We start from the raw sequence: 23830 nt of genomic DNA on the forward strand, positions 1-23830 counted from the left end.
CAGAAATGTCCGCACCAATTACCGATGATATATCCTTTGATGAATTCGATGAAATCCGTTCGCCCAAAAAGGAAGCAACGGATTTTGAGAAAATTTCTCAAACCGTCCTTTCCCGGCGCAGCTTACTCGGTAAAGGCGTTGCCTTTGGTGCCACAGCCTTCGTCATGGGTACAACAGGCCTCTCCCCCATTATGGCGCGAGCTGAAAGCAGCAGCCGTCTTAAATTTGAGCAGGTCGCCGCGAACGATCTTGATACAATCACTGTGCCGAAGGAGTTTGACTGGCATATCGTCAGCACCTGGGGCGAGCCGCTCTGGTCAAACAGCATTCCCTTCGATCAGACGACACGCGGAACTGCCGCCAGTCAGGAGCTTTCCGTCGGGGATAATAACGACGGTATGGCCCTGTTTCAGGATGGCGATAAGAACATTCTCGTCTCAAATAACGAGTATGTTAACCAGTCCATTATTTACGGCAACCGTGAAAGCAGGAAGCCAGAGACGGCAGATGATGTAAATAAGGGCATGGCAGGGCATGGCATGACGGTCACCGAAATTGCCTTGCATGACGGTAAATGGGCCATTGTTGTCGACAGTCCGTACAACCGCCGGATCACCGCCAATACGCCAATTGAAATTTCCGGACCCGCCCGCGGTCATGCGATGATGAAGACAGCCGCTGACCCTGAAGGTGTACTCGCTCTTGGTACCTGGAACAACTGCGGCAACGGCCGGACACCTTGGGGGACTTATCTTACCTGTGAGGAAAACTTCAATGGGTACTTCTCCTCCAGCGATGAAAATTACCAGCCGTCCGCCGACTTAAAGCGGTATGGCGTCGGCAATAAAGACTGGGGGTATGCCTGGGCCACCGTCGATGATCGTTTTGATATCAGCAAAAATCCGACGGAACCAAACCGCTTTGGCTATGTTGTCGAATTTGATCCGTCCAACCCGAAATCGGCTCTCAAAAAGCGCACGGCCCTTGGCCGCTTCAAGCATGAAAATGCGGAACTGGTTGTTGCAGATAATGGCCAGGTTGTCGTTTACCTCGGCGATGATGAACGTGGTGAGTTCCTCTATAAATTTATTTCTGCTGCAAAATTCATCGAAGGAGGCGACAACAGCAGCCTTCTTGATGACGGCACGCTTTATGTCGCGAAATTCGATGACGACATGACCGGCAAATGGCTGCCCATGACGCCAGAGACGACTGGCATGACCCGGGCGGAAATCAGCATCCTGACACGGCAGGCTGCCTCAAAGGTCGGCGCCACAACCATGGACAGGCCGGAATGGGTCGCGGTTAATCCAAACAAAACCGAAGCCTTTGTCGCACTGACCAACAACAAGAATCGCGGCAAGAAGCCGAATGCGGGCGGGGATGAAGCTCCTGTTGGCGGCCCGAACCCACGCGCAGAAAACCAATATGGGCAGATCGTTCGCTGGACACCAGCGAACGCAGATCATACGGCCGACAGCTTCGAGTGGGATCTCTTTGTTGTCGCGGGAAATCCAGCCGTGCATGGCGATGCCTATGCCGGATCAAAGAATATAACTGCAGAAAATATGTTCAACTCCCCGGATGGGTTGGCTTTCGATGCAAGCGGACTTCTCTGGATTCAGACAGATGGCAACTATTCCAACAAGAAGGATTTTGCCGGCATGGGAAATAACCAGATGCTTCTCGCTGATCCAGAAACCGGAGACATCAAGCGCTTCATGGTAGGGCCGAAAGAATGCGAAGTAACAGGCTTTGCCTGGAGCGCTGACCGGAAGACCGTCTTCGTCGCCATCCAGCATCCCGGCGAAAAAGGGAATAGCCACTATCCCGAAGGCGGCACAACGGTACCGCGGTCAACTGTGATTGGCATTTCCCGAAAAGATGGCGACGCCATCAGCTAAACTAAATAATAACAAAATCAAAATACAACTGGGGAGCCTATTGGCTCCCTTTTTTGATGATTTGCGTTAAAGGGAAATACGGTTTATTGACTTAAGATTGATAGAATCTGGTGCAAATGACATAGCGAAATGACCGATAAAAAAGCGGATAACAAAAGCCTCAAGGAACAACAGCAAGCAGAGAAAAACGAGCGGCTTGCCTCAGCTTTGAGGAACAATTTACGCAAACGCAAAGATTTGCAGCGTAATCGCGGCGCGACCGCACCAGACGCGATCAAGAACCGTGACCGGCTAACCGATTAACATTCGAGCATTTAATCTTGGCCCGCGGTGCCACAATCTATAGTATGCCGGTCGAGTTAGGCTGTTTTAGCGGAGAAAATTTGTATGTCCATTCTGTCCGATAAATGGATCAGATCAAAGACCCTGGAAACAGGAATGATTGAACCTTTTGTGGAAAGCCAGAAACGTGAAGGAACCATTTCCTATGGTCTTTCTTCATATGGCTATGACGCGCGGGTTTCTGATGAATTCAAGATATTCACCAATATCGATTCGGCAACCGTAGATCCAAAGGCCTTCTCCAGCTCAAGTTTTGTTGACAGGAAGACAGACGTTTGTGTTATTCCGCCAAATTCTTTTGTTCTTGCGCGAACTGTCGAATATTTTCGAATCCCACGTGATGTCCTGGTAATTTGTCTGGGCAAATCTACTTACGCCCGCTGTGGAATTATTGTTAATGTGACACCGCTGGAGCCTGAATGGGAGGGACATGTCACTCTCGAGTTTTCAAATACAACGCCTTTGCCTGCCAAAATTTATGCGAACGAAGGGGCCTGCCAGTTCCTTTTCCTTAAAGGCAACGAGCCTTGTGAAGTCTCCTATAAAGATCGCGCAGGAAAATACATGAGGCAAGAAGGCGTTACACTTCCAAAACTATAGTCTCGCGCCTCAGATCTCCTATTGAAACGCTCGAATATCAACTTTTAGAAGAATAATCACCTGCCAAATTCTTTTCATTATTGTGAAAAATGAGATAATAGCCGCTCTTTCGACAAATTTTCATGGTCGAGTCATTGCGAATTGGAACTTGACCCGCCGTAAGCGGTTAGAAAGATAAAAGAGTAATTTAATATGGATAGCATACGCATCAGAGGCGGCAAACCGCTTCAGGGTAAGATTGAAATCAGCGGCGCTAAGAATGCGGCCTTGCCGCTGATGGTTGCAAGCCTGTTGACGGAGGATACCCTTACCCTTTCCAACCTGCCCCATGTGGCGGACATCTCGACCCTGACCACATTGCTCTGTCAGCACGGTGCAACTGCGGTAATGAACGGGGAAAGTACCAACGGTGGCGGAAGCGACGGACGATCGTTGGCGATCACCGCGAAATCGATTACCAGCACGGAAGCGCCTTATGATATCGTGCGTAAAATGCGCGCTGGTGCCCTGGTCATGGGGCCGCTTTTAGCCCGTATTGGCAAAGCCCGGGTCTCGCTACCCGGCGGCTGCGCCATCGGCACGCGGCCAATGAACCTGCATGTCGATGGGCTTGAACAGATGGGCGCAAAAATTTCTATCGTCGGTGGTTACATGGAAGCAGAGGCACCAGACGGTTTGAAAGGAGCAGAAATACGCTTCGAGACTGTCTCCGTTGGTGCAACCGAGAATTTGCTGATGGCTGCTACCCTTGCAAAAGGGACAACGATCCTCGAAAACGCTGCGAAAGAGCCAGAAATTACCGATCTTGTCAGGCTCCTCTGTCAGATGGGTGCAGAAATAGAAGGCGAAGGCACCGAGAAGCTGGTCATACATGGGGTCGATAAACTCCATGGCACGAATTACCGGGTGATGCCCGACAGAATCGAAACCGGTACCTATGCTATTGCGGCTGTCATTACAGGCGGAAAGATTGAACTTACCAATACGCAGGCTGACTTGATCCGATCCGTGCTGGACGCCCTGACTGAAGCCGGTGCAGAAGTTGAGGAAACAGAGAACGGGTTTATCATTTCCCGTAAAGCTGAAACTGTTCGTGGCGTTGACATCATGACTCTGCCCTATCCCGGCTATCCCACGGATATGCAGGCGCAGTTCATGGCACTGATGACAATTGCCGATGGTGCCGCCATGATCACGGAGACCATTTTCGAGAATCGCTTCATGCATGTACCGGAACTGGCGCGCCTCGGTGCCAATATAACGGTTCACGGACATTCCGCCCTTATCCGAGGGGCGGATCATCTCGTCGGAGCGCCGGTTATGGCAACCGATCTGCGCGCATCCGTCTCATTAGTGCTTGCGGGCTTGGCAGCAGAAGGAGAAACCGTTATCAATCGTGTATACCATCTTGACCGGGGCTATGAGCGGCTGGAGGAGAAACTGGCTGCTTGTGGTGCAGAAATTGAGCGTATTCATGCGAGTTGATTAAAAAGCAACAACAGGACGAAGAAATGCCCAAGGCCCTGAAACTTATTGCTGCTGAAGCTGAGGATATGGAGATCCTCTCTGCAGCATTGGAAGGGATGATCACAAGCCCTGGAGAGATGAGCTATCTCAAATCAATGCGGGCTTTTACGGTTATGGGCTCCCGCTTTAAATGGGAAGATGCAACAGGCCCCTCGAAGAGTGATAAAAATTGGTTCCGTATTCGCACAGGAATATTTTTCGGCGATGTGATGAGCATCAAATCCGCCGGTATTACGCAGGCTAATCCAAAGGAAGTACTTGAACTTCTCAGTCTTTCGACACATGTCGGTGAAGATGCGCAAGCGGAAATAAGACTTAATTTTGCGGGCGGGGGTACTCTTTCTCTTGCGACAGAATGCATTAATGTAACCCTGACCGATACGGGCGAGCCTTGGACCACCGAGCTAAAGCCCGGGCATGATGACGCCCCTTCGGCGGAATAGGAAAACTGAAAGAGAATGGAGCGATCGCGTGCCATCGAGTGAAGAGTTGGTTATTGCCCTGCCTAAGGGCCGGATACTGAAAGAAGTGATGCCATTGATCCGAGCGGCCGGTATTGAGCCTGAACCGGCGTTCGACGATCCGGCAAGCCGCCTGTTGCAGTTCCGGACAAACCATCCCAATATTTCGATTATCCGTGTCCGTTCCTTCGATGTAGCAACATTCGTCGCCTTTGGCGCCGCTCAGCTTGGCGTTGCCGGCAATGATGTCTTGCTGGAGTTCGACTATCCAGAGATTTATGCGCCCGTCGACCTGGATATCGGGCACTGCCATATCGCCGTCGCTCAACCAAAAGAACTGGAAGAGGACCGGGATCCCAGCCGCTGGAGCCATATTCGTATCGCAACAAAATACCCGAATCTGACCCATAAATTCTTCGCCGAGGCGGGCATTCAGGCAGAATGTATCAAACTCTCCGGCGCCATGGAGCTCGCGCCGGGCCTCGGGCTCTGCCGACGCATCGTTGATCTTGTCTCGACAGGCGCAACGCTGGAAGCCAACGGACTTGTTGAGGTCGAGAGAATTCTCGATATAAGCTCCCGTCTCGTTGTTAATCGGGCGGCCCTTAAAACACGGTCTGTCGAATTGAATGGCTGGATAGAAAAGTTTAGAGAGGTCGTCAATGCCGCTTAAACTAAATTCGAAAAGTGCGGGGTTTGAGGAAGCGTTCAAAGCCCTGCTTAATCAAAAGCGGGATGAAGACAGAAATGTCGATATGGTTGCTGCCGACATCCTTACTGATGTTCGCAAACGCGGCGATGCTGCACTCCTTGACTATACTCGAAAATTTGATCGGCTGGTCCTCAGCGATACCACTAAACTACGCGTGACAGCAGCAGAAATTAAGAATGCGGTTACCTCTTGTGACGCGACGACACTCGAAGCCCTGAAAGTCGCTGCTGCCCGCATTGAGGATTATCATCGCCGGCAACTGCCTGAAGATCAGATGTACAAGGATACAGCGGGCGTTTCCCTTGGGTATCGCTGGACGGCAATTGAGAACGTTGGCCTTTATGTGCCAGGTGGCAGGGCGACCTATCCTTCCTCTGTCCTGATGAACGCTATCCCCGCGAAAGTCGCCGGTGCTAAACGCCTCGTCATGGTCGTCCCCATGCCGGACGGCATAATCAATCCGATGGTATTGGCCGCAGCCGATCTATGCGGCGTTAACGAAATCTATCGTATTGGCGGCGCGCAGGCTGTTGGCGCGCTTGCTTATGGCACTGAAACAATTGCCCCAGTTGATAAAATTGTTGGACCAGGGAATGCCTATGTCGCCAGCGCCAAGAAGCAGGTCTTCGGCACAGTTGGTATTGATATGATCGCGGGTCCTTCTGAAATTCTGGTGGTTGCCGATGGGCAGAATGACCCAGCCTGGATTGCCGCCGATCTTTTAAGCCAGGCGGAACATGACCCGGTCGCGCAAAGTATCCTTATTACAGATGATGAGGATTTTGCCAAAGCCGTTGAAGCCGCCATTGAAAGCCATCTTGAAAATCTCAACCGCGCGGAGATCGCACGAGCGAGCTGGCAGGATTATGGAGCCGTGATCATTGTGAAGGATCTTGAAGATGCTCCTTCCCTGGTTGATCAAATCGCACCGGAACATCTGGAACTCTGTGTCGATAATCCGGAAAGCCTCGCGGCTAGCATCCATCACGCGGGGGCTATTTTTCTCGGCCGCTATAGTCCTGAAGCCATCGGTGATTATGTAGCTGGGCCAAACCATGTTCTCCCGACCTCGCGGACAGCACGGTTTTCCTCGGGGCTATCGACATTAGATTTCGTAAAGCGTACATCGTTGATGAAATTGGATGCAGATAGTCTCCACAGGATTGGGCCGGCCGCCGTGGCGCTTGCGGAATCGGAGGGATTAGACGCCCACGCCCTTTCCGTCTCAATTCGGTTAAACTAGGAAACTGTGTAAAGGAGCCGCAACGCCATGCCCGACACACAGCATATCGCTAAAATTGCGCTCGACGAAAAAACAGTTGTCCGCCGCAACGCGGATATTGAGCATGAACGAAAGGTTGCCATTTTCGATATTCTCGACCAGAACAGCTTTGTTGTGATTGGTTATGAGAACCAAGGCCCCTATTCCTTACACCTGAGCATTGAAGATAACCGATTAATTTTTGATATCCGAACAGAAGATGATGCGGCCGAACTCGTTCGCATTCCACTGCCCGTAATATCCTTCCGCCGCATAATTAAAGATTATTTCCATGTTTGTGAGAGCTATTTTGACGCTATCAAAACGGCATCACCCTCAAAGATTGAGGCAATCGATATGGGTCGGCGCGGCCTTCACAATGAAGGCTCTGAACTATTGAAAGAGAGGCTAAAGGAAAAAGCAGAAACCGATTTTGATACTGCACGGCGACTGTTTACCCTGATGTGTATCCTTCACATAAAGGGTTAGCGATGAAAACCGCCAACATTTTTCCTATGCACGCCAGTATTGCGGGCCATAAAATTAAATGAGCGCCCTTCCCTACAGCGATGTCCTGCCAGGCAGCGTCCTTTTTGCCTGCACCCATAACAGTATTCGTTCTGTAATGGCGGAAAACATCATGAAGAGCCTGTACGGGCATGCTGTCTATGTGGACAGCATCGGGGTTCGCGCGAAAAATGTCGATGGCTTCGCAATTGAGGTTCTGGATGAAATTGGTCTGGATGCCTCCAACCATGTCGCCAAAAATTTCGATGATTTAGAAGTTAGCTCCTTCGATATGATCATCTCGCTGTCGCGTGAAGCCCATAAAAAAGCGGAAGCGATGACACGCACCACTGCCTGCGAAACGGAGTTCTGGAATATTATCGATCCGTCCCTCACAGAAGGGAATCGAGAAATGCGCCTAAATGCCTTCCGGCATGTACGAGATGACCTTTATGAGAAGATTAAGGCGAGGTTTAGAACAGCGCCGGCACCGAGAGTATAAGAAGCTCTGGCCTATTCTGTTGCTGTTTCGCCCTTATAGGCCTGTCTATTCTATATTCTTGTCGCCAATTTAAAGGAAAAGCTTGCATTTTAGTTACAGTGCCCTCTATTTTGCAGCTTCCGAAACAATTGGAATAGGATTTTATGGCGAAAGAAGAACTATTGGAATTTGAAGGAACTGTTACGGAGTTATTGCCTAACGCAATGTTCCGCGTCGTTCTTGAAAATGATCACGAAGTATTGGCCCATACTGCGGGCAAGATGCGGAAGCATCGCATTCGTGTATTGGCGGGCGACAAAGTCACCGTCGAAATGACCCCTTATGACCTGACAAAAGGCCGCATTACCTTCCGCTACAAGTAAGGTATTGCTTATGGGTGATCGAACAAACCTCCCGAGGTCTGCCGGGACGGCAGCAGAACGGGATAACGAAATAAACCCGCCTTTACGTCAACCCCTTTCTCTTATTCTAGCCTCCGCTTCGCCCCGGCGTCTTTCACTGCTCAAGCAGATTGACGTTTTCCCCGATGCCGTGGACCCGGCGGATATAGATGAAACCGCAAATGTACAAGAGCGGCCCCGCGATCTGGCCCAGCGTCTTGCAAAAGAAAAAGCTGAAGCAGTCGCTAGACGGCATAAAAATGTGTTTCTACTTTCCGCTGACACTGTTGTCGCCGTTGGTCGTCGGGCGCTGGGTAAAGCGGAAACGGAAGACGACGCGTACGCATATCTTAAGTTGTTGTCTGGACGGCGCCATCACGTGTATACGGGCGTTACCCTGATTACCCCCGCCGGAGAAGCAGTTTCTCGCGTTGCTTCCACTGCGGTTATTTTTAAGCCGCTGGATATATCTGAAATCCGCGCCTACATCTCATCCGGCGAATGGCACGGCAAGGCAGGCGGCTATGCCATTCAGGGGCGCGCCGCGGCGCTTATCCGGCAAATACAGGGCTCTTACAGTAATGTTGTCGGCCTCCCTCTGTTCGAAGTTGCCAATATGCTGAAAGGCAAGGGATATCCGCTTGGTGCGGAAAGAGGTTGATGAACGAGACGCTTCTAATAGAGGATGGCCTGTTTGAAACTCGCGCGGCGTTAAAACAAAACAACCAGATTGTTGAGTTACAGATCGAACGACCTGAAAACATCTCCCGTATAGGTGATTTTTACCATGGCCGTATTGCGAAAATCCTGCCGGATATGAACCTCGCTTTCGTCGACCTGGGGTCTCCAGATGATGGTTTCTTGCAGCTTGATGATATACCAACTGATGCGATAAATATAAGCTCCGCTGTGCATGAGGGAGAGAAGCTGCTTGTTCAGGTCATCAAGGATAAAAAAGGCGATAAAGGTCTTCAGCTTGGATGTCGTGTGGCACTCTCCGGACCAAACCTTATTTACCGTCCCCTTGCAAAAGGCCTCACGGTATCAAAAAGTATCAAGGCTAAAGACAATCGCAACCGGCTTGAAAAGCTACTTTCCCCGAGCTGCCAAACGAGCGGAATTACAGTCCGCACCTCTGCTCAAAATGTGACCGATGAGGACCTTTCCCGAGAAGTCCAGGCCTTACAAAACGAATGGGCTGAAATTCAAGCCGCGCAAGCCGCGGCGAAAAAACCAGGTCCGATTGGGCGCCCTAAAACCCCGCTGACCAGTATCCTGAAAAATCTTTTCACGACAAACACGGATGTGATTGTCAATAACACCGCCACGCTCATCGCGACAAAAGAATATGTCTTGCGCCATGCTCCTGGCGTTCAACCAAAGATCACTTTATGGGACAAGCAAGCTCCTCTTTTTGAGGTTATGGAGGTTGAGGCCGAGCTGGATACCGCCCTGCAAAAATATGTTTCCCTTCCATCTGGCGGAAATATCACGATCGAACCCACAGAGGCTGCCATCATTATTGATGTAAATTCAGCCGGGAATACCCGCGCAGCAGGCCTGCAGTCTGCCGCCCTCACGACCAATATTGAAGCGGCACATGAAATCTGTCGCCAGATACGACTTCGTAATCTTAGCGGCATCATCATCATCGATTTTATCCAGATGAATGGTAAGGGGGAAGTTGGCCGTCTCACCGATACTTTACGGAAGAACCTGGACCAGGATCCACGACCAACCCGGCTGATCGGCATGACGGAGCTGGGGTTAATGCAAATAACCCGTAAGCGCGATCGCCCGGCTTTACAGGAGATTATGAACAAACCCTGTGCCGCCTGTGATGGAGACGGACACCTTCAAAATGATATTGCCACCCTCGCAGGGCTTATTCGCGCCCTCCAGAACCAAGCAAGATTCTCGCACTCTGCCACATTGAATGTCGAGGCCGGCGTCGAGCTTGCCTTAACACTTCGAAAGCATCACACTCTCATTGAAAAGGAACTCGCGCGACGGATCGCCGTCTCAACAAACGCCCAGCTTGCGGATTTCGAGTACAGAATAGGCTAGAAACAATGAAGAACGTCCAAACCCCAACAAAACCCTGCCCCCAATGTGGTAAAAAGGCAGAGGTAAAATTTCGGCCCTTTTGCTCGGCCCGCTGTAAACAAGTGGACCTTGGCAAGTGGTTTAATGAGGCCTATGTAATTCCCGGAGAAGAAACTATCCCTGCCAATGACGAGGACGGGGAATAGCGGCTCATTTCCATATGCTTAGAACAGAAGTAAGAGTGTAAAAGACCTTCCAGAGTCTTTTCTGAATTTTTAGATCAAGAACTCTGGACAGCCCCGATTATTTCTTTTATAAACCTGCTTCCTCGCCTATATGGCGACGCGTCAAACGCGATATGCCCAGGTAGCTCAGTTGGTAGAGCAGCGGACTGAAAATCCGCGTGTCGGTGGTTCGAATCCGCCCCTGGGCACCATTTTTCTGGTATTCATAATGTCTATACAGCACTGGTCCTAAAATCGGGGGTCTAGTGCTCAAAAATTCCACCGCTGCTGACGTGCAAGATTTTATAGATGAAATACTTGAAGAGAACTCTCGTGGGCTTTGTCAGAGGAAAGTGCTTGAGCTAGCATGATGTGGAATTTACGATCATGTCATGAAAAATCCATTTCGTTATTTCAAGACTTCACCTGATATCATTCGTCTAGCGGTGATGATGTATGTCCGATATCCATTGTCACTGCGTCAGGTTGAAGATCTCCTGCATGAGCGGGGAATTGATGTGAGTTATGAAACGATACGCGCTTGGTGGAACAGGTTCGGTCCTATATTTGCTGCAGAAATTAGAAAGACTAGATCAGCTTCAACGCGAAAAATACTACAATGGAAATGGCATCTGGACGAAGTATTCGTCCGGATCAATTGGTGAAATACACTATCTGTGGCGTGCCGTCGACCAAGAAGGAGAAGTTCTGGAGGCCTATGTCACTAAGAAACGAGATCGCAAGGCCGCGCTGAAGTTCTTGAAGAAAGCCATGAAGCGATATGGCCGTCCAAGACCGATCGTAACGGATAAACTCCGCTCCTACTGCGCTGCAATGAAGATAATTGGCAACGAGGCTCGTCAAGACACTGGGCGTTGGCTAAACAATCGAGCTGAGAATTCTCATCAACCATTCCGCCGTCGAGAACGAGCGATGATCAAATTTCGAAGCACAAAATCACTACAGAAATTCGTCTCAATTCATTCATCAATCCAAAACCATTTTAATCAAGAACGCCACCTCATCAACCGCAAAGACTTCGAACTCAAACGCAAATTGGCTCTTGTCGAGTGGCGCCAACTGGCCGCTTAACCGGCAGCACTTCACTTCTTTTCACTGCCTACCAACTTTCCTCTGACAAAGCCCTCACGTGAACTTGAGTCACTTGTCGTGCTTTATGGGGGAGGTAAAGCGCAGTGTTCCCTGAAGGAAAAGCTATTTTATGTAACAAAACATTCACGAGATTTTCTCACCAGTAACTCATAAAGTCCTCCAGCAATGTAATTTGGAAACCGCCAAACAGTATTTGCAATTAAGTTATTGATAATATGGAGGAAATAGATGGCTCTGAAATGGCTCGGCAAAATTCTTGCCGTTGCTGCCCTGACGGTTACAGCGTCTACTGGTGCGCAGGCAGCGTTCACACTTGATTCCCGTTTTACTGACAATGATGGAAACCTGACTGCAGATACACCGACAGATCCGGCGCAGCAAGTCGACCCTGACACGCTTATTTTTGCCTATACTCCTGTTGAAGACCCTGCGGTTTACGCCAAGGTTTGGGACGGCTTCCTGAAGCATATGGAAGAAGTTACAGGCAAAAAGGTACAATTCTTCCCGGTTCAGTCAAATGCTGCCCAGTTGGAAGCCATGCGTGCAGGCCGGTTGCATGTTGCCGGCTTCAACACCGGATCTAACCCGATCGCTGTTGCCTGCGCAGGCTTTAAATCCTTCGCCATGATGGCTCGTGAAGATGACAGCTTTGGCTATGAGATGGAAATCATCACCTACCCAGGCTCCGGAATTGAAAAGGTGGAAGATATCAAAGGCAAGGAACTGGCCTTTACGTCCGAAACGTCAAATTCCGGTTTCAAGGCACCGTCTGCCCTTCTCGCGAGCGAGTTCAACATGAAAGCGGGCGAAGACTTCGAAGCCGCTTTCTCAGGCAAACATGATAATTCTATCCTTGGCGTCGCTAATAAAGACTACCCAGCCGCAGCAATTGCTAACTCCGTGTTGAGTCGTATGATCCAGCGCGACGTGATCAAAGCTGATCAAGTCAAGACGATCTATAAATCCCAGACGTTCCCGACAACCGGTTACGGTTTGGTCTACAACCTCAAGCCAGAACTGCAGGAAAAAATCAAGTCGGCATTCTTCAGCTATAACTGGGAAGGCTCCGCCCTCAAGGAAGAGTTTTCCAAGTCCGGTGAAGCGAAATTCATCCCAATCACCTTTAAGGAACACTGGGACGTCATTCGCAAGATCGACGACGCTAACGGCGTTTCTTATGACTGCCAGTAGTGGCACTCCAAGTGTAACAAGTATGAGGTAGTATATGCTCCGCGTAGATAATTTGCGGAAGCGTTATCGGACGGGAGACGAGGCGCTAAAAGGCGTCTCGTTTTCTGTGCCCGATGGCGAAGTTGTCGGGCTGATCGGCCCGTCCGGCGCAGGAAAATCAACTCTTATTCGATGCATCAATCGCCTGGTCGAACCGAATGATGGCGATGTTTTCCTAAATGAACTGAATGTCACGAAGCTCGGTCGAGGCGACCTGAAGCGTGCTCGTCGCCGTATCGGCATGATTTTTCAGGAGTATGCGCTTGTGGAACGTCTGAGCGTGATGGAAAATGTCCTCTCGGGCCGTTTGGGCTATGTCTCCTTTTGGCAAAGTTTCACGCGCCGCTTTCCTCAATCCGATGTAGACAAGGCTTTTTCCTTGCTGGAACGTGTTGGACTGACCGATCATGCAGATAAACGCGCGGATGCTCTCTCTGGTGGACAACGCCAACGTGTTGGCATTGCCCGAGCCCTCGAACAGGACCCCGAATTGCTATTGATCGATGAACCTACGGCCAGCCTCGATCCGAAGACATCACGGCAGATAATGCGCTTGATTACCGAAATCTGTCGAGAACGCAATCTGCCGGCGATAATAAATATTCATGATGTGCCGCTGGCGCAGGCTTTTGTCGATCGTATTGTCGGCTTGCAAGAAGGCGAGGTTGTTTTTGATGGGCCACCGTCCGATCTAACCGAGGATGTTCTGACCCGTATTTATGGGGAAGAGGACTGGACAACAATGCACGGCGATCAGGATGAACCTGAAGACACACATCCCCACCCTGCCCGAAATGATCCAACGGCTGAACTTGTATGACGACTGATCAGATATCTACCACAACGACGTATGTATGGCGCAAGCAGCCCTTCATCAAAAGCCCCGTTACTCGCTGGGGCCTGTATATCGGCGCTCTGGCCTATCTATTACTGGCCGCTTTCTCTGTGCCGGTGAATTGGGCACGCGTTTGGGAAGGGCTTGACCGCGGCTGGCGCTTTGTCGAAGGTTTTCTGGTGCCCGACTTCGCCTCGCGCTGGGGAGACATCGTGATCGGTATGCAGGAAAGCCTGACGATGACCGTAACGTCAACAGTTGTGGGAATCCTCATCTCGATACCCATTGGCATCGGCGCGGCGCGAAACATCGCCCCGGCGCCTGTATATGCAATTTGCCGCGGGGTTATTGCACTTTCCCGCAGCTTTCAGGAAATCATTATCGCAATTTTGTTCGTCGCGATGTTCGGTTTCGGCCCATTCGCGGGTTTTCTAACCCTAAGCTTCGCAACTATCGGCTTCCTCTCCAAACTACTGGCGGAGGATATCGAAGATATTGACGAATCCCAAACAGAGGCAATCCGTTCAACGGGGGGCGGATGGTGGCAAATCGTCAATTACGCAATCCAGCCGCAGGTTATGCCGCGCCTGATCGGCCTATCCTTATATCGTCTGGACATCAATTTCCGGGAATCCGCTGTGATCGGAATTGTCGGCGCGGGCGGCATCGGCGCAACACTCAACACCGCCATCGACCGATATGAATACGATACTGCGGGAGCAATTCTCATTGTCATAATCCTAATCGTCATGGTCGCGGAATACTCATCGGGCTATGTACGAAAATGGGCACAATAATATGCCGATAACGAAATCAGAAAATGGTGCAGCCGTCTGGACACATCGCACACCGAAAGCAAGAATCGTCATGTGGGTGGGTTGGTTACTGCTCGTTGCACTGTTCATTTTTTGCTGGCAAGTGATGACCGAAGGTACCATTTGGTTCTTCGTCTATGATGCCCCACGACAGGCCGCAGATATTGGTTCGCGCATGTTCCCTCCGAAATGGAGCTATATGGACGAGCTCTGGTGGCCACTTTGGGACACCATCAATATCGCGACATTGGGAACACTTCTCGCGGTTATCATGGCGGTGCCGGTCGCCTTCCTAGCCGCCCGCAATACAACACCCAGCACAAAATTCGTCCGGCCTGTCGCCTTGTTCATCATAGTGGCGTCACGATCGATCAACGCACTCATCTGGGGTCTGTTACTGGTGGCGATAATTGGCCCCGGCGTGTTTGCCGGAATTATTGCGATTGCACTCCGTTCCATCGGCTTTATCGCCAAGCTACTCTATGAAGCGATTGAAGAAATAGACGAAACACAGATCGAGGCTATCAACGCGACAGGCGCCTCCGCAATGCAGCGTCTTGATTATGGTATCACGCCGCAAATTACCCCTGCCTTTGCCGGGATCACCCTATTCCGATGGGATATCAACATCCGGGAATCCACTGTCCTTGGACTCGTCGGAGCAGGTGGGCTCGGCCTTAAACTCCAGGCTTCCATCAATGTCCTAGCCTGGGGACAGGTAACAACTATCTTCATTGTTATCCTCGCGACAGTATTGGTCAGTGAATGGGTCTCCGCCAAGGTGCGCCATAGCCTGATATAAGACGAGCAATGGATTGCTCCTAAGATAAAGCTTTAGTCGTCAGTCGCGCTTATTCATCAAAACCGTTAATGGTGGCAACCTCCTCCACCGATCGTCGGGTTGAAACTAAGGTGTTTACAGGAAAACTGTCGTCCGGACACCCCATGGCAATGGCAGCTTGAATGACATGGCTCTCCGGAAACCCGGCATGCTCACTCACCACCGGAGATTACTTGATTCCCTGATTATTAAAGGCCGCGCCGACCCCCCGGCTCCATGCGGCGTTCCGCGTCACGCTGCTCAACCCCCATTACTTCAAAAAGCTGCACCGCAATCTTAATCTGGCGATCGCGATGAACGCCTTCATACTTGCCCTCAACCCTAAATTCCCTCGATGGCGAAACACCAGCTAGATTTCGCTCGATATTTCCCTCGCGAATCCGGCCCCACGGTTCCTCGTCATAGAGTATCAACAATCAGATAAAAAACGGTAGATTGTGGATATACGGTAAATGGAGAATGTGAATATTTGCAATTTATGATACAACAGCATTTCAAGATGCAAATCTGCAACAAAAGAAAGTTGTGTTGCGTGGATCTAAATATCCACATTATTGACAACGCAAGAAATTGCATCTCGGTGAACAGGAGCTCTGTCAGATGGCAGCCCATCGCACTCAAAGACAACTCGCAGCGATTATGTCTGTCGATGTCGTCGGCTTTTCCCGGCTGATGGGCTTGAACGAAGAGGGCACGTTAGAAGCCCTAAAGTGCTTGCAGAAAACTGTAGTCTCGCCGCAAGTGTCTCGCCATCAAGGCCGCATTGTGAAATTGTTGGGCGATGGTGCAATTATCATCTTTTCCAGCGTCGTCGATGCCGTCTCAGCCGGAATTGCCATTCAACAGGCAATGACCAGTTTTAACGATGGAATTACCTTTGAACATATCATCACCATGCGCATTGGGATCAATTTGGGTGACGTTATTCTGGAAGGCAAAGATATTTACGGTGACGGCGTGAATGTCGCAGCCCGCATCCAAGAAGTGTGTACTCCCGGCGGCTTGGCGCTCAGTGCTACCGCTTTTGAGCACGTAAACGGCAAAGTGAACGCGGATTTTGTAGACGCAGGCGAACGGGTTTTGAAGAACATCGACCGCAAGGTACGTGTATTTCGCTGGCCTGACACAAGAACATCAGATGCTCCACAGCGGCTATCGTTACCCGACAAACCATCCATTGCCGTGCTCCCTTTTGACAACATGTCCAGCGATCCGGACCAAGAGTATTTTGCCGATGGTGTGGTCGAAAGTTTGACTGCTGCCTTGTCCCGGATACGGTCATTCTTTGTCATCGCTCGCAATTCAGCTTTTGCATATAAAGGCCGCCAAATGAACGTCATCGATATTGGTCGCGAATTGGGTGTTGGCTATTTGCTTGAAGGGTCGGTTCAAAGGGCTGGCGGTAAACTGCGGATCACCGTTCAGCTTATCGAGTCCACAACAGGCGCCCATCTTTGGGCCGAAAAATATGATGGTGTAGACAGCGAGCTTTTTGACCTTCAGGACCGGATAACCGAGCAAGTTGCTGGCGCATTACAACCGTCGATCCAAAAAGCAGAAATTGACCGTGCAACGCGCAAGCGACCCCATGATATGGGAGCTTATGATTATGCCATGCGTGCGATCCGCCACGTCTGGATGCAAGATCAAGAAGATTCCGCCATTGCGCTGAAATTGCTCGAACAATCGCTTGCCATTGACCCGGACTATCCTCTTGCGCTGGCGCTGTCAGGTTGGTGTTGGGCTCAACATTCAGTTTACAACTGGACGGATGATATCGAAAGCGCAAAGACCCGTGCACTTCAACTAGCAGAGAAGGCAGCTGCTTTCTCGACCGATGATCCATTAATCCTTTCAGTACTGGGTGTTGTCCATACGTTTGCCCGTAACCACGGGACCGCACGTATCTTGCTGGAGCGCGCAATTACGCTTGATCCTAATTCAGCATGGGCTCTTAGCAGATTGGGCTGGCTCGAAGTATATGCTGACCGCCCCGAAGCCGCCTTTCAGCATTTCGAGCACGCAATACGCCTCAGTCCACTTGATCCAATGAATTTCAATAATTTTGTCGGTATCGCGAGCGCACATCAGATATCCGGCGACTATAGTGAGTCTGCCGATCTCTTCGAGCGAGCTCTAATGGAACGACCGAATGCGTTTTGGATCTACCGTAATCTTGCACCGGCTTTATTGGCGGCGGGCCGCCGCGAAGACGCTGAGGCCGCGAAGAATCTTATGCTGAAAGCATATCCAGCCATGACGATTAAACGGTTCAAAGATGCATTGGTTTTTTCTCCAAAATCTCTTGAAAGTATGGCTGCCTATTTTCGCGAAATGGGTATTCCTGAAGAATAAATCACATACGGACCTTTTGACAACTCGGGCAATCCAATTAAACCCCAACTATTTCAAAACCGGCGAACAACAAGAAGGTGTTAGTGCTGCGGTTAATATGCGAACCTTCCTCTCCGAAATTGGATGCTTGCCGGTTTCAGCGATGGTACATATCCCCAAAGCTCAAGAGGTTCTCGACGAGAATGGTCTCTGGATTAATGAGGGAGAACGGTGGGATGGCTATGTAGGTCGGGCGATTTCACAACTTGAATGGTGGGGAGAAGCGGCGCGTCACCAGCGCTCTGGGGGAGATGTCAACAAGACAGAAGCCTTCCAGAAAGACCCCTCTCAGAGAAACGCTCCTTAAGTAAGGGCAGATGGAGTTCCCTGATTTCATTCTAGAATGATTTACTTAGGTTAAATCTGTTGAGACTGAANGAACTTGATTTTGCGCACAAGCCGTTTCGACCCAAATCTAATCGGAAAATTGAGAAAACCGATAACCCAAAAGTTTACTACCTCAGTAGTCGGTGCAGAGAGTGTAGTTAAAAATGAGTAGCACTCGATACAAAGCATAGAGTGCAATAAAGCTATCCATAGAAATATAGTCCACGCGGACTGAAAATCCGCGTGTCGGTGGTTCGAATCCGCCCCTGGGCACCATTTCTTCGGGGGTCCATATTGGACACACAGGTTACATATTATACTGGAGACATGGGCAACAGTTTTGCAGCGAAAGGGTTTGCTGCGGGTTTCAATCTGCATGTCTCTTCATCATAGTACCCTAGATCATATTTCATAAAGCTGACCATAAAGATACCGTTGCTGACCTCTTTGATGCCGACTTTCTGTCCGGCAAAGACGACACAGAGATTTACCTTCTTCTTTCTATAACATATTCGGCCGGATGTTGTGACCATCTTGGACTTGTCGTGGAACGGGTACTCTTGTTCAGACAAGCCGCAGTATGTCCGTTTTGAGGGTTCACAGACTTCGCCTGGATATCGCATATTCATTGCCTGATGTGGCCTGTCGTTGTTGTAGCAATCAATGAAGTCATCAAACTTCGCTTGTTGCTGCAGGAAGTGTGCGCCTGCTGGTTTGCAGGTTTCTTTCTTGAAGGTCAGATGCATACGTTCATGCCTGCCATTCTGTTCCGGGTGGCCGGGCTTGATCCGCTCGATCTCAATGCCGAGCCGTAGCCACCAGACGCTGAGTTTCGACAGCCTGAAAAAGGCATTCGGACTTGCAAAGGGGACGCCGTTACCGGTACGGATTGCCTTTGGTAGGCCGAACTCCTCGAAAATACGCTCAAAAACAGAGAAGGCGTAGAACTCTTTTGTTGTCTCCAGCGCTTCTACGACAAACAGATAACGGCTCTTATAGTCAGTAATGGTGAGCGGATAGCAGTATCGCCTGTCCGCCAGCATGAATTCGCCTTTATAGTCTGCGCACCACAGTTCATTGGGGCTAGAGGCATATCTGAGTTCTGTTCCTTCTGTCCTGTATCTACGCTTCTTGCGACGGTTGACCAGGCCGTTGTGAACCAGCATAGCATGAACGAGTACTGGTCGCAGGAAGCGGGATGTCCGGAAAGCGGAGCAACTGTTGGACAGTTCATCGGACTGGCAGACGAATACTTTACTGTAGTGCATTCTCTCCTTTCCCAAGTTAGCTGGACGAGCGTGGTGTCTTCCGTTCCAGCACGTCTTTGTGTAATTCTTGCCGTTGAGATGTACTTGAACGCTTTTCTCGTTCTCCACGAAATCAACAATAAACAGTTGCGTGGATTGCAGCACGATCTTGCACAGCGGACAACTATGGTGTCCGAAAAAGGTCTTCGCCTCCGAGCTAGGACGGAGGCTCACCTTCAGAAAATCCACGATCAGCGCGAGTATCTCAACGTACGATATGGCTCAGAGCAGGTAGGCGAGTTGTCAGAACTCAATCGAATGTTCGCCACCTTGAAAGAGGTCAGCACCAAGGTAAGGACTGCGATCCTGAAACAACTCTACGACCCCACCGATCGGCGTTTCAAGAAATACTGGTGATAAAGAATGAGGCTCCACCTCGGACTGGTGACAATCAGTGGCGCGCGAGAATGCCAACTTTCATTGGAAACCGCAAACGATCCGCAAACCGGGTATCGAGCTTGCCGGATATCTCGTCGAAATAGGCGCGATCATCTTCGACAACAGACAAGATTGTCTGCGTTTGAGCGGCAAGCGATACGATCAGCCGCTCAAGCGGAACGCGGAGAGGTGCCGCCTTCTTGTGCGATAAGACCGCCGCGTGCGCGGCTTTTGCAGCCCAATTTGAGAGAGCTAGGTATTCCAACACACGTCGCTGCTCGGACTCGTCCTGCTCGACAGTCAGATTCTGCAATGCTCGTGTAGCGCCGAAATGCTGTAGCAGCAAGCGACCGATCAGACGCGGCCAGTCGTGACCTTCTGCCGTGTACACTGGAAGGATTTGCGATGGTGAGAACGATCCGTCGATAGGCTGGGCGTGAGAAAGAACGATCTGCATAAGAGCGCGCAGCCTGACCATTTCTGATGTCGTGATCTTCTTTTCGACGAGCGCCTTGCAACGGGTTTCGAAAGCGGTGACAGCCTCTTGGAATTTCTTGGCCGTCGCGCAGCTTTGAGCGGAAAGTGTCCCACTCTTCGGCACGGTGTCGGCACGTGTATCGCCGCTTTCGTTATCGTCTGCGGACTGTAACTCCGTGGTTCGGAAATCTATCGCGCCGAGCGCATCAATATCCTCGTCTTCCATGCGCCTCAGATCTGGACCAACCAGCCCGATCATTTGATTGAGGCAAGCGCTCATCATACTAGCAGCGCTGTCATTGCGGCTGTTCAGATAAAGCCCGAAGGATTCTCCATGCGCATTGGCATGGGTGCGCGCGCGCGTGAAATCGTCATAGGAAAGAACTTCATATACAGGTGGCGCAGCATCAGCGACTTGTGGATTAGCTCTCGGGGTTGGATCGAGCCGACTTGCACGATCCTCTTCCTCCAAGGCTTCGAGCTGATTGAGCGTTTCGATCAGAACCAAATCTTCGTGGATGGATTCCAAAAGAGTATCCATCAAGCGCCGCTTGCGTCCCCGTTGTGCGGGCAAAGTCGTCACCGCGAGATAATCGAGATCCACGATCTGCACAGGCGCTGACATCGCACCGTCCGTGAATATCAAGATTCCGTATTTGGGGCGCTGCGCATCGGGCAAAACGGTATAGATCGCCGAACGACCCTCTAGTTCTATCTCTGCCAAGCCGAGTCCATCTCGATCATAGAGATGGATCGTCGCCGGCGCCGCCGGCGACGACGCCGGAGCGGTCCATGACAGCTTGCTCGACTGCAATATCAATGTGCCGCCATCGATAGTTGGCTCAGCGGTCTTGGCCTCTTCAAATGATTGTTGAAGGTTAGCGAGTTGCGCGCCCTCAATGCGGGCATCTTGATAATCTACTAGCCCGAGCGCTTCCAACGCAACACCGCGGGCCACGCGCTTGTAGATTCCCGCCTCCGCATTTCCGTGGGTCATCGGCCCCATCAAGGCCGGAAAGGTGCAATTCATGCTGCCGGAGATCACATGATCCCAGTGTTGGCCCTGAGCGATGATGAGCTTCGCGTGCAGAAACCGGCTCTCGGCGTGCGAGCTGACATCGAACAAAGAGATGTTCGAGATTCCCGATAGCGCGCTCGAGGGAAAGCCGTTCGCATCGCTCTCGATCAGAATATCGATGACGGGATTTTTGAGCGCGGCGCAGAGCCGCGCCAGACCTTCAAGCCGGACATCCCAATAGGGTGATATGACGATGAGACGCTCGATCAGATCTTCACCGATTGATGCGGCGATCTGATCGAGGAAATTGATATCGGGACGGTCGAAGAGAAGATTAAGGTCCGCCGTCCCGTTCACATTGAATGCGTGATCGAAATCATCATCGCGCAGCCACGGTGCGGATCGCATCGCCCGTTGCAAGCTAATGGGAAACCATTGATCGTCCTGCGGCACGTATCGCCGCAGATAGCCGAGCGCACTGATGAAGAACTTGGCGCTATCGGGCGCGTCTGGCGAATAAGAGATGCTAGCAATCTGCTCCTTGTTACCGCCGAGGCCGAGAGCCGTCAGGTTCGCGGACCCTACAATCAACCGGCCTTTCGCTTCACCAATCAGCATCGTAATTTTGGGATGGAACGCACCAGGCGCATCGGCCTTGACGAGATGATAGCTGGTTCCGGCAAATCGTGGTGGGCCGAACTCGGAAAAGTCCTGATTGACCATCGCCCGGTCGGCAAGCACCGTGATGTTACGACAACCAGCTCCTCTTAGTTTGGGAAACGGTATGTCTTCGAAGGCGAGCGATCCGAATGCATATGTCGTCATGAACGCGGTGTGGAACCCGCCTTCGCCGAAGGCTTCAAAGTATCTCATGCCGCCGCCATTTCCGCGCGGCCGAGTTGCGTGATTCCATCTTCATCAATCAGGCCGATATCACGCAGGAATCGGACGGCCTGATCGAGACGCGGGCTGCTGGGCGAAACGCGAAAATGGTTGCGGTAGCGAAGCCGACCTTCTTCGGGTTCCATATGGAAGGTGTAGGCTTTTTGGTTGCGGAATTTGCGCGATGCGACCCAGAGATGCCGTTTCACAACCCGCTCGCGAACCATATCCGCGACCACAAGGCGCGCCGGAGCAGAACTCGCGCGATCGAGGAACTGCACCTCCGTCCGCAGCGACTGGAAATAATCGGCCCCGCTGATAGCCTCTTCAATCAATTTGCTCGCATCCGATGCCCTGACAAAGAGGATTGCGATGAGAGACACAGCAAGGCGCACCTGCTCGGCTGTTTCGCCTTCGTGCATAGCGTCTAGCATGGCTAGCGCATGTTCTCGCGCCGCATTCGCTGATCCATCGGCGAGACCAAGCGAAACATTTTCCCATGTTTGATCCTCGACGACTTCAGCAAAGCTGACCAACTCGTCAGTGAGATCGGAAAGCGACATCCGCCGCCGTGGCGCTGTTTCCAACAGGGTCAGCGCAGCCGAGAGGATCACCTCATAGGCAAGTCGCATGAGGTCACACGCTTGATATAGAAACCAGAGATGCGGAACCTCGTGGGCATTTCCGTCCTGCAATTCCGGCACATTTTCAAACCAATACCATTTCACCTGCTCAGCGCGCGGGATCGAACGCAATGCTGCAGTTACGTCGAGAAGCATCTGAAGCGTGCTACGCCGCATCAGGTCTGTCTCGCTGCGTGTGTCGGATTTGCCGAGCAAAATATCTGTCAGCAAAATATGCTCGCCGCTGCCGCGTCTGAGCCGATTGGGTTTCATCGCCTCGAACGATTCCAGCGATGACAGAGCGACTTTTCCCGCCGCCACCACTTCAAAAAACTCGTCTGCCGTTGCTCCCAACTCCCGCGATAAGGCATCGGCCAACTTCAAGGCCGCATCGGAACATACGGGATTGGGGTTGGGATCACCGGCTTCGGGAAAATGGATCAGGCCCATTTCCGACATCTGCGTCGCATAGATTGCGCCAAATGCACCTCCCTTGTTCCGCAGGTAACGCAGACTGTCATCGGCATCGGGATCGGCGCCGATGCTGAAATCTATGATCGCCGTTTCGTTGGACTGCGCGCGCGCGTCATTCAGCGTCCGGCCCGCCCAATCCGAACCTGTAATGCCTAGCTCCGGTTCGCCATGTGTGCAGATCAGCGCGAAGAGCGCTTCGCACCGGCGCTGGAAAGCGCGGAACGTGTCTGGATCGGGATGTCGGATGTGTTCTTCGTAGTGCTTGAGAATAAACGGAAAGAACGAATAGTAGCGATAGCGAAGCGTGATCGTGCTGATTCCGGGCACAATCGATTGGTAGATAGCTTCGATTGGTCTCTGCATTCCAAGTGGATCGAAGCCACTATCCTGCCCTAACTCGGTCCATTCGGGAAATCCCTGCCCTAAGTCCATTCAAACATCGCTCTTTTTATTCTCCGTTAGATCGCTAAACTATGGCGTTTGCATGGGAAATCACAACCGCTTTTTGTTATAGATTGTGCCAGTGGGCGAGGAGACTGACTCGGGTCAGGATTTTCGCCGCTTCTCGCTCAAACGGTTCGGTCCACCACCTCGGACCTTTTCGTAAACAATGCCCTCATAGGGCTATGGCGTAAACGTAGAGATCATCA

General features: G+C 51.2%; 24 protein-coding genes, 2 tRNA genes and 2 pseudogenes. 24 read left to right on the forward strand and 4 right to left on the reverse strand.

The features are described 5' to 3' along the window. The first annotated feature begins 5 nt into the window (after positions 1 to 5). The 19 genes and pseudogenes from GQE98_RS12410 to phnE (GQE98_RS12495) all read left to right on the forward strand — a co-directional run bounded on the left by GQE98_RS12410 (position 6) and on the right by phnE (GQE98_RS12495) (position 15261). Positions 6 to 1904 carry a PhoX family protein gene (locus GQE98_RS12410; protein ID WP_161315940.1) on the forward strand — a complete coding sequence of 633 codons (1899 nt, stop codon included), beginning with the start codon at positions 6 to 8 and terminating at the stop codon, positions 1902 to 1904. Between the two features lie 129 nt (positions 1905 to 2033). Next, the gene (locus tag GQE98_RS18010) at positions 2034 to 2207 is read left to right on the forward strand and encodes a hypothetical protein (protein ID WP_202526259.1); all 174 of its coding nucleotides are present in this window, start codon (positions 2034 to 2036) and stop codon (positions 2205 to 2207) included. A gap of 84 nt (positions 2208 to 2291) precedes the next feature. After that, the gene (dcd, locus tag GQE98_RS12415; protein ID WP_161315941.1) at positions 2292 to 2846 is read left to right on the forward strand and encodes a dCTP deaminase; all 555 of its coding nucleotides are present in this window, start codon (positions 2292 to 2294) and stop codon (positions 2844 to 2846) included. Between the two features lie 192 nt (positions 2847 to 3038). Next, entirely contained in the window at positions 3039 to 4331 is a 1293-nt protein-coding gene (gene murA, locus GQE98_RS12420) for a UDP-N-acetylglucosamine 1-carboxyvinyltransferase (RefSeq protein ID WP_161315942.1), read from the forward strand. A gap of 26 nt (positions 4332 to 4357) precedes the next feature. Further along, entirely contained in the window at positions 4358 to 4816 is a 459-nt protein-coding gene (locus GQE98_RS12425; RefSeq protein WP_161315943.1) for a DUF2948 family protein, read from the forward strand. Then, entirely contained in the window at positions 4794 to 5507 is a 714-nt protein-coding gene (gene hisG, locus GQE98_RS12430; protein ID WP_281351297.1) for an ATP phosphoribosyltransferase, read from the forward strand. Before GQE98_RS12425 ends, hisG begins: the two co-directional genes overlap by 23 nt. Then, positions 5497 to 6789: a histidinol dehydrogenase gene (hisD, locus tag GQE98_RS12435; RefSeq protein WP_161315945.1), complete on the forward strand. Its 1293-nt coding sequence runs from the start codon at positions 5497 to 5499 to the stop codon at positions 6787 to 6789. Before hisG ends, hisD begins: the two co-directional genes overlap by 11 nt. 27 nt (positions 6790 to 6816) lie before the next feature. After that, positions 6817 to 7296, forward strand: a complete 480-nt coding sequence (locus GQE98_RS12440) for a UPF0262 family protein (protein ID WP_161315946.1) — start codon at positions 6817 to 6819, stop codon at positions 7294 to 7296. Positions 7297 to 7354: 58 nt separating this feature from the next. Then, on the forward strand, positions 7355 to 7816 hold the full coding sequence (locus GQE98_RS12445; protein WP_161315947.1) for an arsenate-mycothiol transferase ArsC: 462 nt from the start codon (positions 7355 to 7357) through the stop codon (positions 7814 to 7816). A 143-nt stretch (positions 7817 to 7959) separates the two neighbouring features. Continuing rightward, positions 7960 to 8178, forward strand: a complete 219-nt coding sequence (gene infA / locus GQE98_RS12450) for a translation initiation factor IF-1 (protein ID WP_161315948.1) — start codon at positions 7960 to 7962, stop codon at positions 8176 to 8178. Between the two features lie 10 nt (positions 8179 to 8188). Then, positions 8189 to 8857 (forward strand): Maf family protein, encoded by a 669-nt coding sequence (locus GQE98_RS12455; RefSeq protein ID WP_161315949.1) that lies wholly within the window; start codon positions 8189 to 8191, stop codon positions 8855 to 8857. Next, positions 8857 to 10263: an Rne/Rng family ribonuclease gene (locus GQE98_RS12460; protein ID WP_161315950.1), complete on the forward strand. Its 1407-nt coding sequence runs from the start codon at positions 8857 to 8859 to the stop codon at positions 10261 to 10263. Before GQE98_RS12455 ends, GQE98_RS12460 begins: the two co-directional genes overlap by 1 nt. Positions 10264 to 10268: 5 nt before the next feature. Continuing rightward, a complete protein-coding gene (locus GQE98_RS18455; protein ID WP_161315951.1) occupies positions 10269 to 10448 on the forward strand; it encodes a DNA gyrase inhibitor YacG in 180 nt (59 codons plus the stop codon). Positions 10449 to 10602: 154 nt separating this feature from the next. Next, a tRNA-Phe gene (locus GQE98_RS12470) sits at positions 10603 to 10678 on the forward strand. A 180-nt stretch (positions 10679 to 10858) separates the two neighbouring features. After that, positions 10859 to 11558, forward strand: a pseudogene (locus GQE98_RS12475) (IS6 family transposase). A 249-nt stretch (positions 11559 to 11807) separates the two neighbouring features. Continuing rightward, entirely contained in the window at positions 11808 to 12770 is a 963-nt protein-coding gene (gene phnD / locus GQE98_RS12480) for a phosphate/phosphite/phosphonate ABC transporter substrate-binding protein (RefSeq protein ID WP_161315952.1), read from the forward strand. A 34-nt stretch (positions 12771 to 12804) separates the two neighbouring features. After that, the gene (gene phnC / locus GQE98_RS12485; protein WP_161315953.1) at positions 12805 to 13629 is read left to right on the forward strand and encodes a phosphonate ABC transporter ATP-binding protein; all 825 of its coding nucleotides are present in this window, start codon (positions 12805 to 12807) and stop codon (positions 13627 to 13629) included. Beyond that, positions 13626 to 14441 (forward strand): phosphonate ABC transporter, permease protein PhnE, encoded by an 816-nt coding sequence (gene phnE, locus GQE98_RS12490; protein ID WP_161315954.1) that lies wholly within the window; start codon positions 13626 to 13628, stop codon positions 14439 to 14441. Before phnC ends, phnE (GQE98_RS12490) begins: the two co-directional genes overlap by 4 nt. A gap of 1 nt (position 14442) precedes the next feature. Beyond that, entirely contained in the window at positions 14443 to 15261 is an 819-nt protein-coding gene (gene phnE / locus GQE98_RS12495; RefSeq protein ID WP_161315955.1) for a phosphonate ABC transporter, permease protein PhnE, read from the forward strand. 227 nt (positions 15262 to 15488) lie between these two features. Here the strand turns inward: phnE (GQE98_RS12495) and GQE98_RS12500 are convergent, their stop codons facing one another. Further along, a complete protein-coding gene (locus GQE98_RS12500) occupies positions 15489 to 15716 on the reverse strand; it encodes a hypothetical protein (RefSeq protein ID WP_161315956.1) in 228 nt (75 codons plus the stop codon). A gap of 184 nt (positions 15717 to 15900) precedes the next feature. Here GQE98_RS12500 and GQE98_RS12505 point away from each other — a divergent pair, with 184 nt between their 5' ends. The 3 genes and pseudogenes from GQE98_RS12505 to GQE98_RS12515 all read left to right on the forward strand — a co-directional run bounded on the left by GQE98_RS12505 (position 15901) and on the right by GQE98_RS12515 (position 18297). Next, complete coding sequence (locus GQE98_RS12505) at positions 15901 to 17655, forward strand: adenylate/guanylate cyclase domain-containing protein (protein ID WP_161315957.1); 1755 nt, start codon at positions 15901 to 15903, stop codon at positions 17653 to 17655. Positions 17656 to 17722: 67 nt separating this feature from the next. Then, positions 17723 to 18001 (forward strand): annotated as a pseudogene (locus GQE98_RS12510) (NADPH-dependent oxidoreductase); the annotation flags it as partial. 174 nt (positions 18002 to 18175) lie between these two features. Beyond that, positions 18176 to 18297 (forward strand) — tRNA-OTHER (locus GQE98_RS12515). A gap of 38 nt (positions 18298 to 18335) precedes the next feature. Here the strand turns inward: GQE98_RS12515 and GQE98_RS12520 are convergent. Continuing rightward, positions 18336 to 19289, reverse strand: a complete 954-nt coding sequence (locus GQE98_RS12520; RefSeq protein WP_202526261.1) for an integrase core domain-containing protein — start codon at positions 19287 to 19289, stop codon at positions 18336 to 18338. Positions 19290 to 19322: 33 nt separating this feature from the next. Here GQE98_RS12520 and GQE98_RS12525 point away from each other — a divergent pair, with 33 nt between their 5' ends. Further along, entirely contained in the window at positions 19323 to 19685 is a 363-nt protein-coding gene (locus GQE98_RS12525) for a hypothetical protein (RefSeq protein ID WP_202526262.1), read from the forward strand. Between the two features lie 34 nt (positions 19686 to 19719). Here the strand turns inward: GQE98_RS12525 and GQE98_RS12530 are convergent, their stop codons facing one another. Continuing rightward, a complete protein-coding gene (locus GQE98_RS12530) occupies positions 19720 to 21609 on the reverse strand; it encodes a phospholipase D family protein (RefSeq protein WP_161315960.1) in 1890 nt (629 codons plus the stop codon). Positions 21610 to 21831: 222 nt separating this feature from the next. Between GQE98_RS12530 and GQE98_RS12535 the strand changes: the two genes are divergently transcribed. After that, entirely contained in the window at positions 21832 to 21972 is a 141-nt protein-coding gene (locus tag GQE98_RS12535) for a hypothetical protein (RefSeq protein WP_161315961.1), read from the forward strand. A 98-nt stretch (positions 21973 to 22070) separates the two neighbouring features. Here GQE98_RS12535 and GQE98_RS12540 read toward each other — a convergent pair whose 3' ends face one another. Next, on the reverse strand, positions 22071 to 23543 hold the full coding sequence (locus tag GQE98_RS12540; RefSeq protein ID WP_161315962.1) for a hypothetical protein: 1473 nt from the start codon (positions 23541 to 23543) through the stop codon (positions 22071 to 22073). Positions 23544 to 23830 lie beyond the last annotated feature (287 nt).

This window comes from Sneathiella litorea, assembly GCF_009882915.1.
Taxonomy (GTDB): domain Bacteria; phylum Pseudomonadota; class Alphaproteobacteria; order Sneathiellales; family Sneathiellaceae; genus Sneathiella; species Sneathiella litorea.

Bases quoted from the DNA above. Each gene is read 5' to 3' on its own strand.
- GQE98_RS12410 (WP_161315940.1), top strand. From the start codon at position 6: ATGTCCGCACCAATTACCGATGATATATCCTTTGATGAATTCGATGAA.
- GQE98_RS18010 (WP_202526259.1), top strand. From the start codon at position 2,034: ATGACCGATAAAAAAGCGGATAACAAAAGCCTCAAGGAACAACAGCAA.
- dcd (WP_161315941.1), top strand. From the start codon at position 2,292: ATGTCCATTCTGTCCGATAAATGGATCAGATCAAAGACCCTGGAAACA.
- murA (WP_161315942.1), top strand. From the start codon at position 3,039: ATGGATAGCATACGCATCAGAGGCGGCAAACCGCTTCAGGGTAAGATT.
- GQE98_RS12425 (WP_161315943.1), top strand. From the start codon at position 4,358: ATGCCCAAGGCCCTGAAACTTATTGCTGCTGAAGCTGAGGATATGGAG.
- hisG (WP_281351297.1), top strand. From the start codon at position 4,794: ATGACGCCCCTTCGGCGGAATAGGAAAACTGAAAGAGAATGGAGCGAT.
- hisD (WP_161315945.1), top strand. From the start codon at position 5,497: ATGCCGCTTAAACTAAATTCGAAAAGTGCGGGGTTTGAGGAAGCGTTC.
- GQE98_RS12440 (WP_161315946.1), top strand. From the start codon at position 6,817: ATGCCCGACACACAGCATATCGCTAAAATTGCGCTCGACGAAAAAACA.
- GQE98_RS12445 (WP_161315947.1), top strand. From the start codon at position 7,355: ATGAGCGCCCTTCCCTACAGCGATGTCCTGCCAGGCAGCGTCCTTTTT.
- infA (WP_161315948.1), top strand. From the start codon at position 7,960: ATGGCGAAAGAAGAACTATTGGAATTTGAAGGAACTGTTACGGAGTTA.
- GQE98_RS12455 (WP_161315949.1), top strand. From the start codon at position 8,189: ATGGGTGATCGAACAAACCTCCCGAGGTCTGCCGGGACGGCAGCAGAA.
- GQE98_RS12460 (WP_161315950.1), top strand. From the start codon at position 8,857: ATGAACGAGACGCTTCTAATAGAGGATGGCCTGTTTGAAACTCGCGCG.
- GQE98_RS18455 (WP_161315951.1), top strand. From the start codon at position 10,269: ATGAAGAACGTCCAAACCCCAACAAAACCCTGCCCCCAATGTGGTAAA.
- phnD (WP_161315952.1), top strand. From the start codon at position 11,808: ATGGCTCTGAAATGGCTCGGCAAAATTCTTGCCGTTGCTGCCCTGACG.
- phnC (WP_161315953.1), top strand. From the start codon at position 12,805: ATGCTCCGCGTAGATAATTTGCGGAAGCGTTATCGGACGGGAGACGAG.
- phnE (WP_161315954.1), top strand. From the start codon at position 13,626: ATGACGACTGATCAGATATCTACCACAACGACGTATGTATGGCGCAAG.
- phnE (WP_161315955.1), top strand. From the start codon at position 14,443: ATGCCGATAACGAAATCAGAAAATGGTGCAGCCGTCTGGACACATCGC.
- GQE98_RS12505 (WP_161315957.1), top strand. From the start codon at position 15,901: ATGGCAGCCCATCGCACTCAAAGACAACTCGCAGCGATTATGTCTGTC.
- GQE98_RS12520 (WP_202526261.1), bottom strand. From the start codon at position 19,289: ATGCACTACAGTAAAGTATTCGTCTGCCAGTCCGATGAACTGTCCAAC.
- GQE98_RS12530 (WP_161315960.1), bottom strand. From the start codon at position 21,609: ATGCGATCCGCACCGTGGCTGCGCGATGATGATTTCGATCACGCATTC.
- GQE98_RS12535 (WP_161315961.1), top strand. From the start codon at position 21,832: ATGGAACGCACCAGGCGCATCGGCCTTGACGAGATGATAGCTGGTTCC.
- GQE98_RS12540 (WP_161315962.1), bottom strand. From the start codon at position 23,543: ATGCAGAGACCAATCGAAGCTATCTACCAATCGATTGTGCCCGGAATC.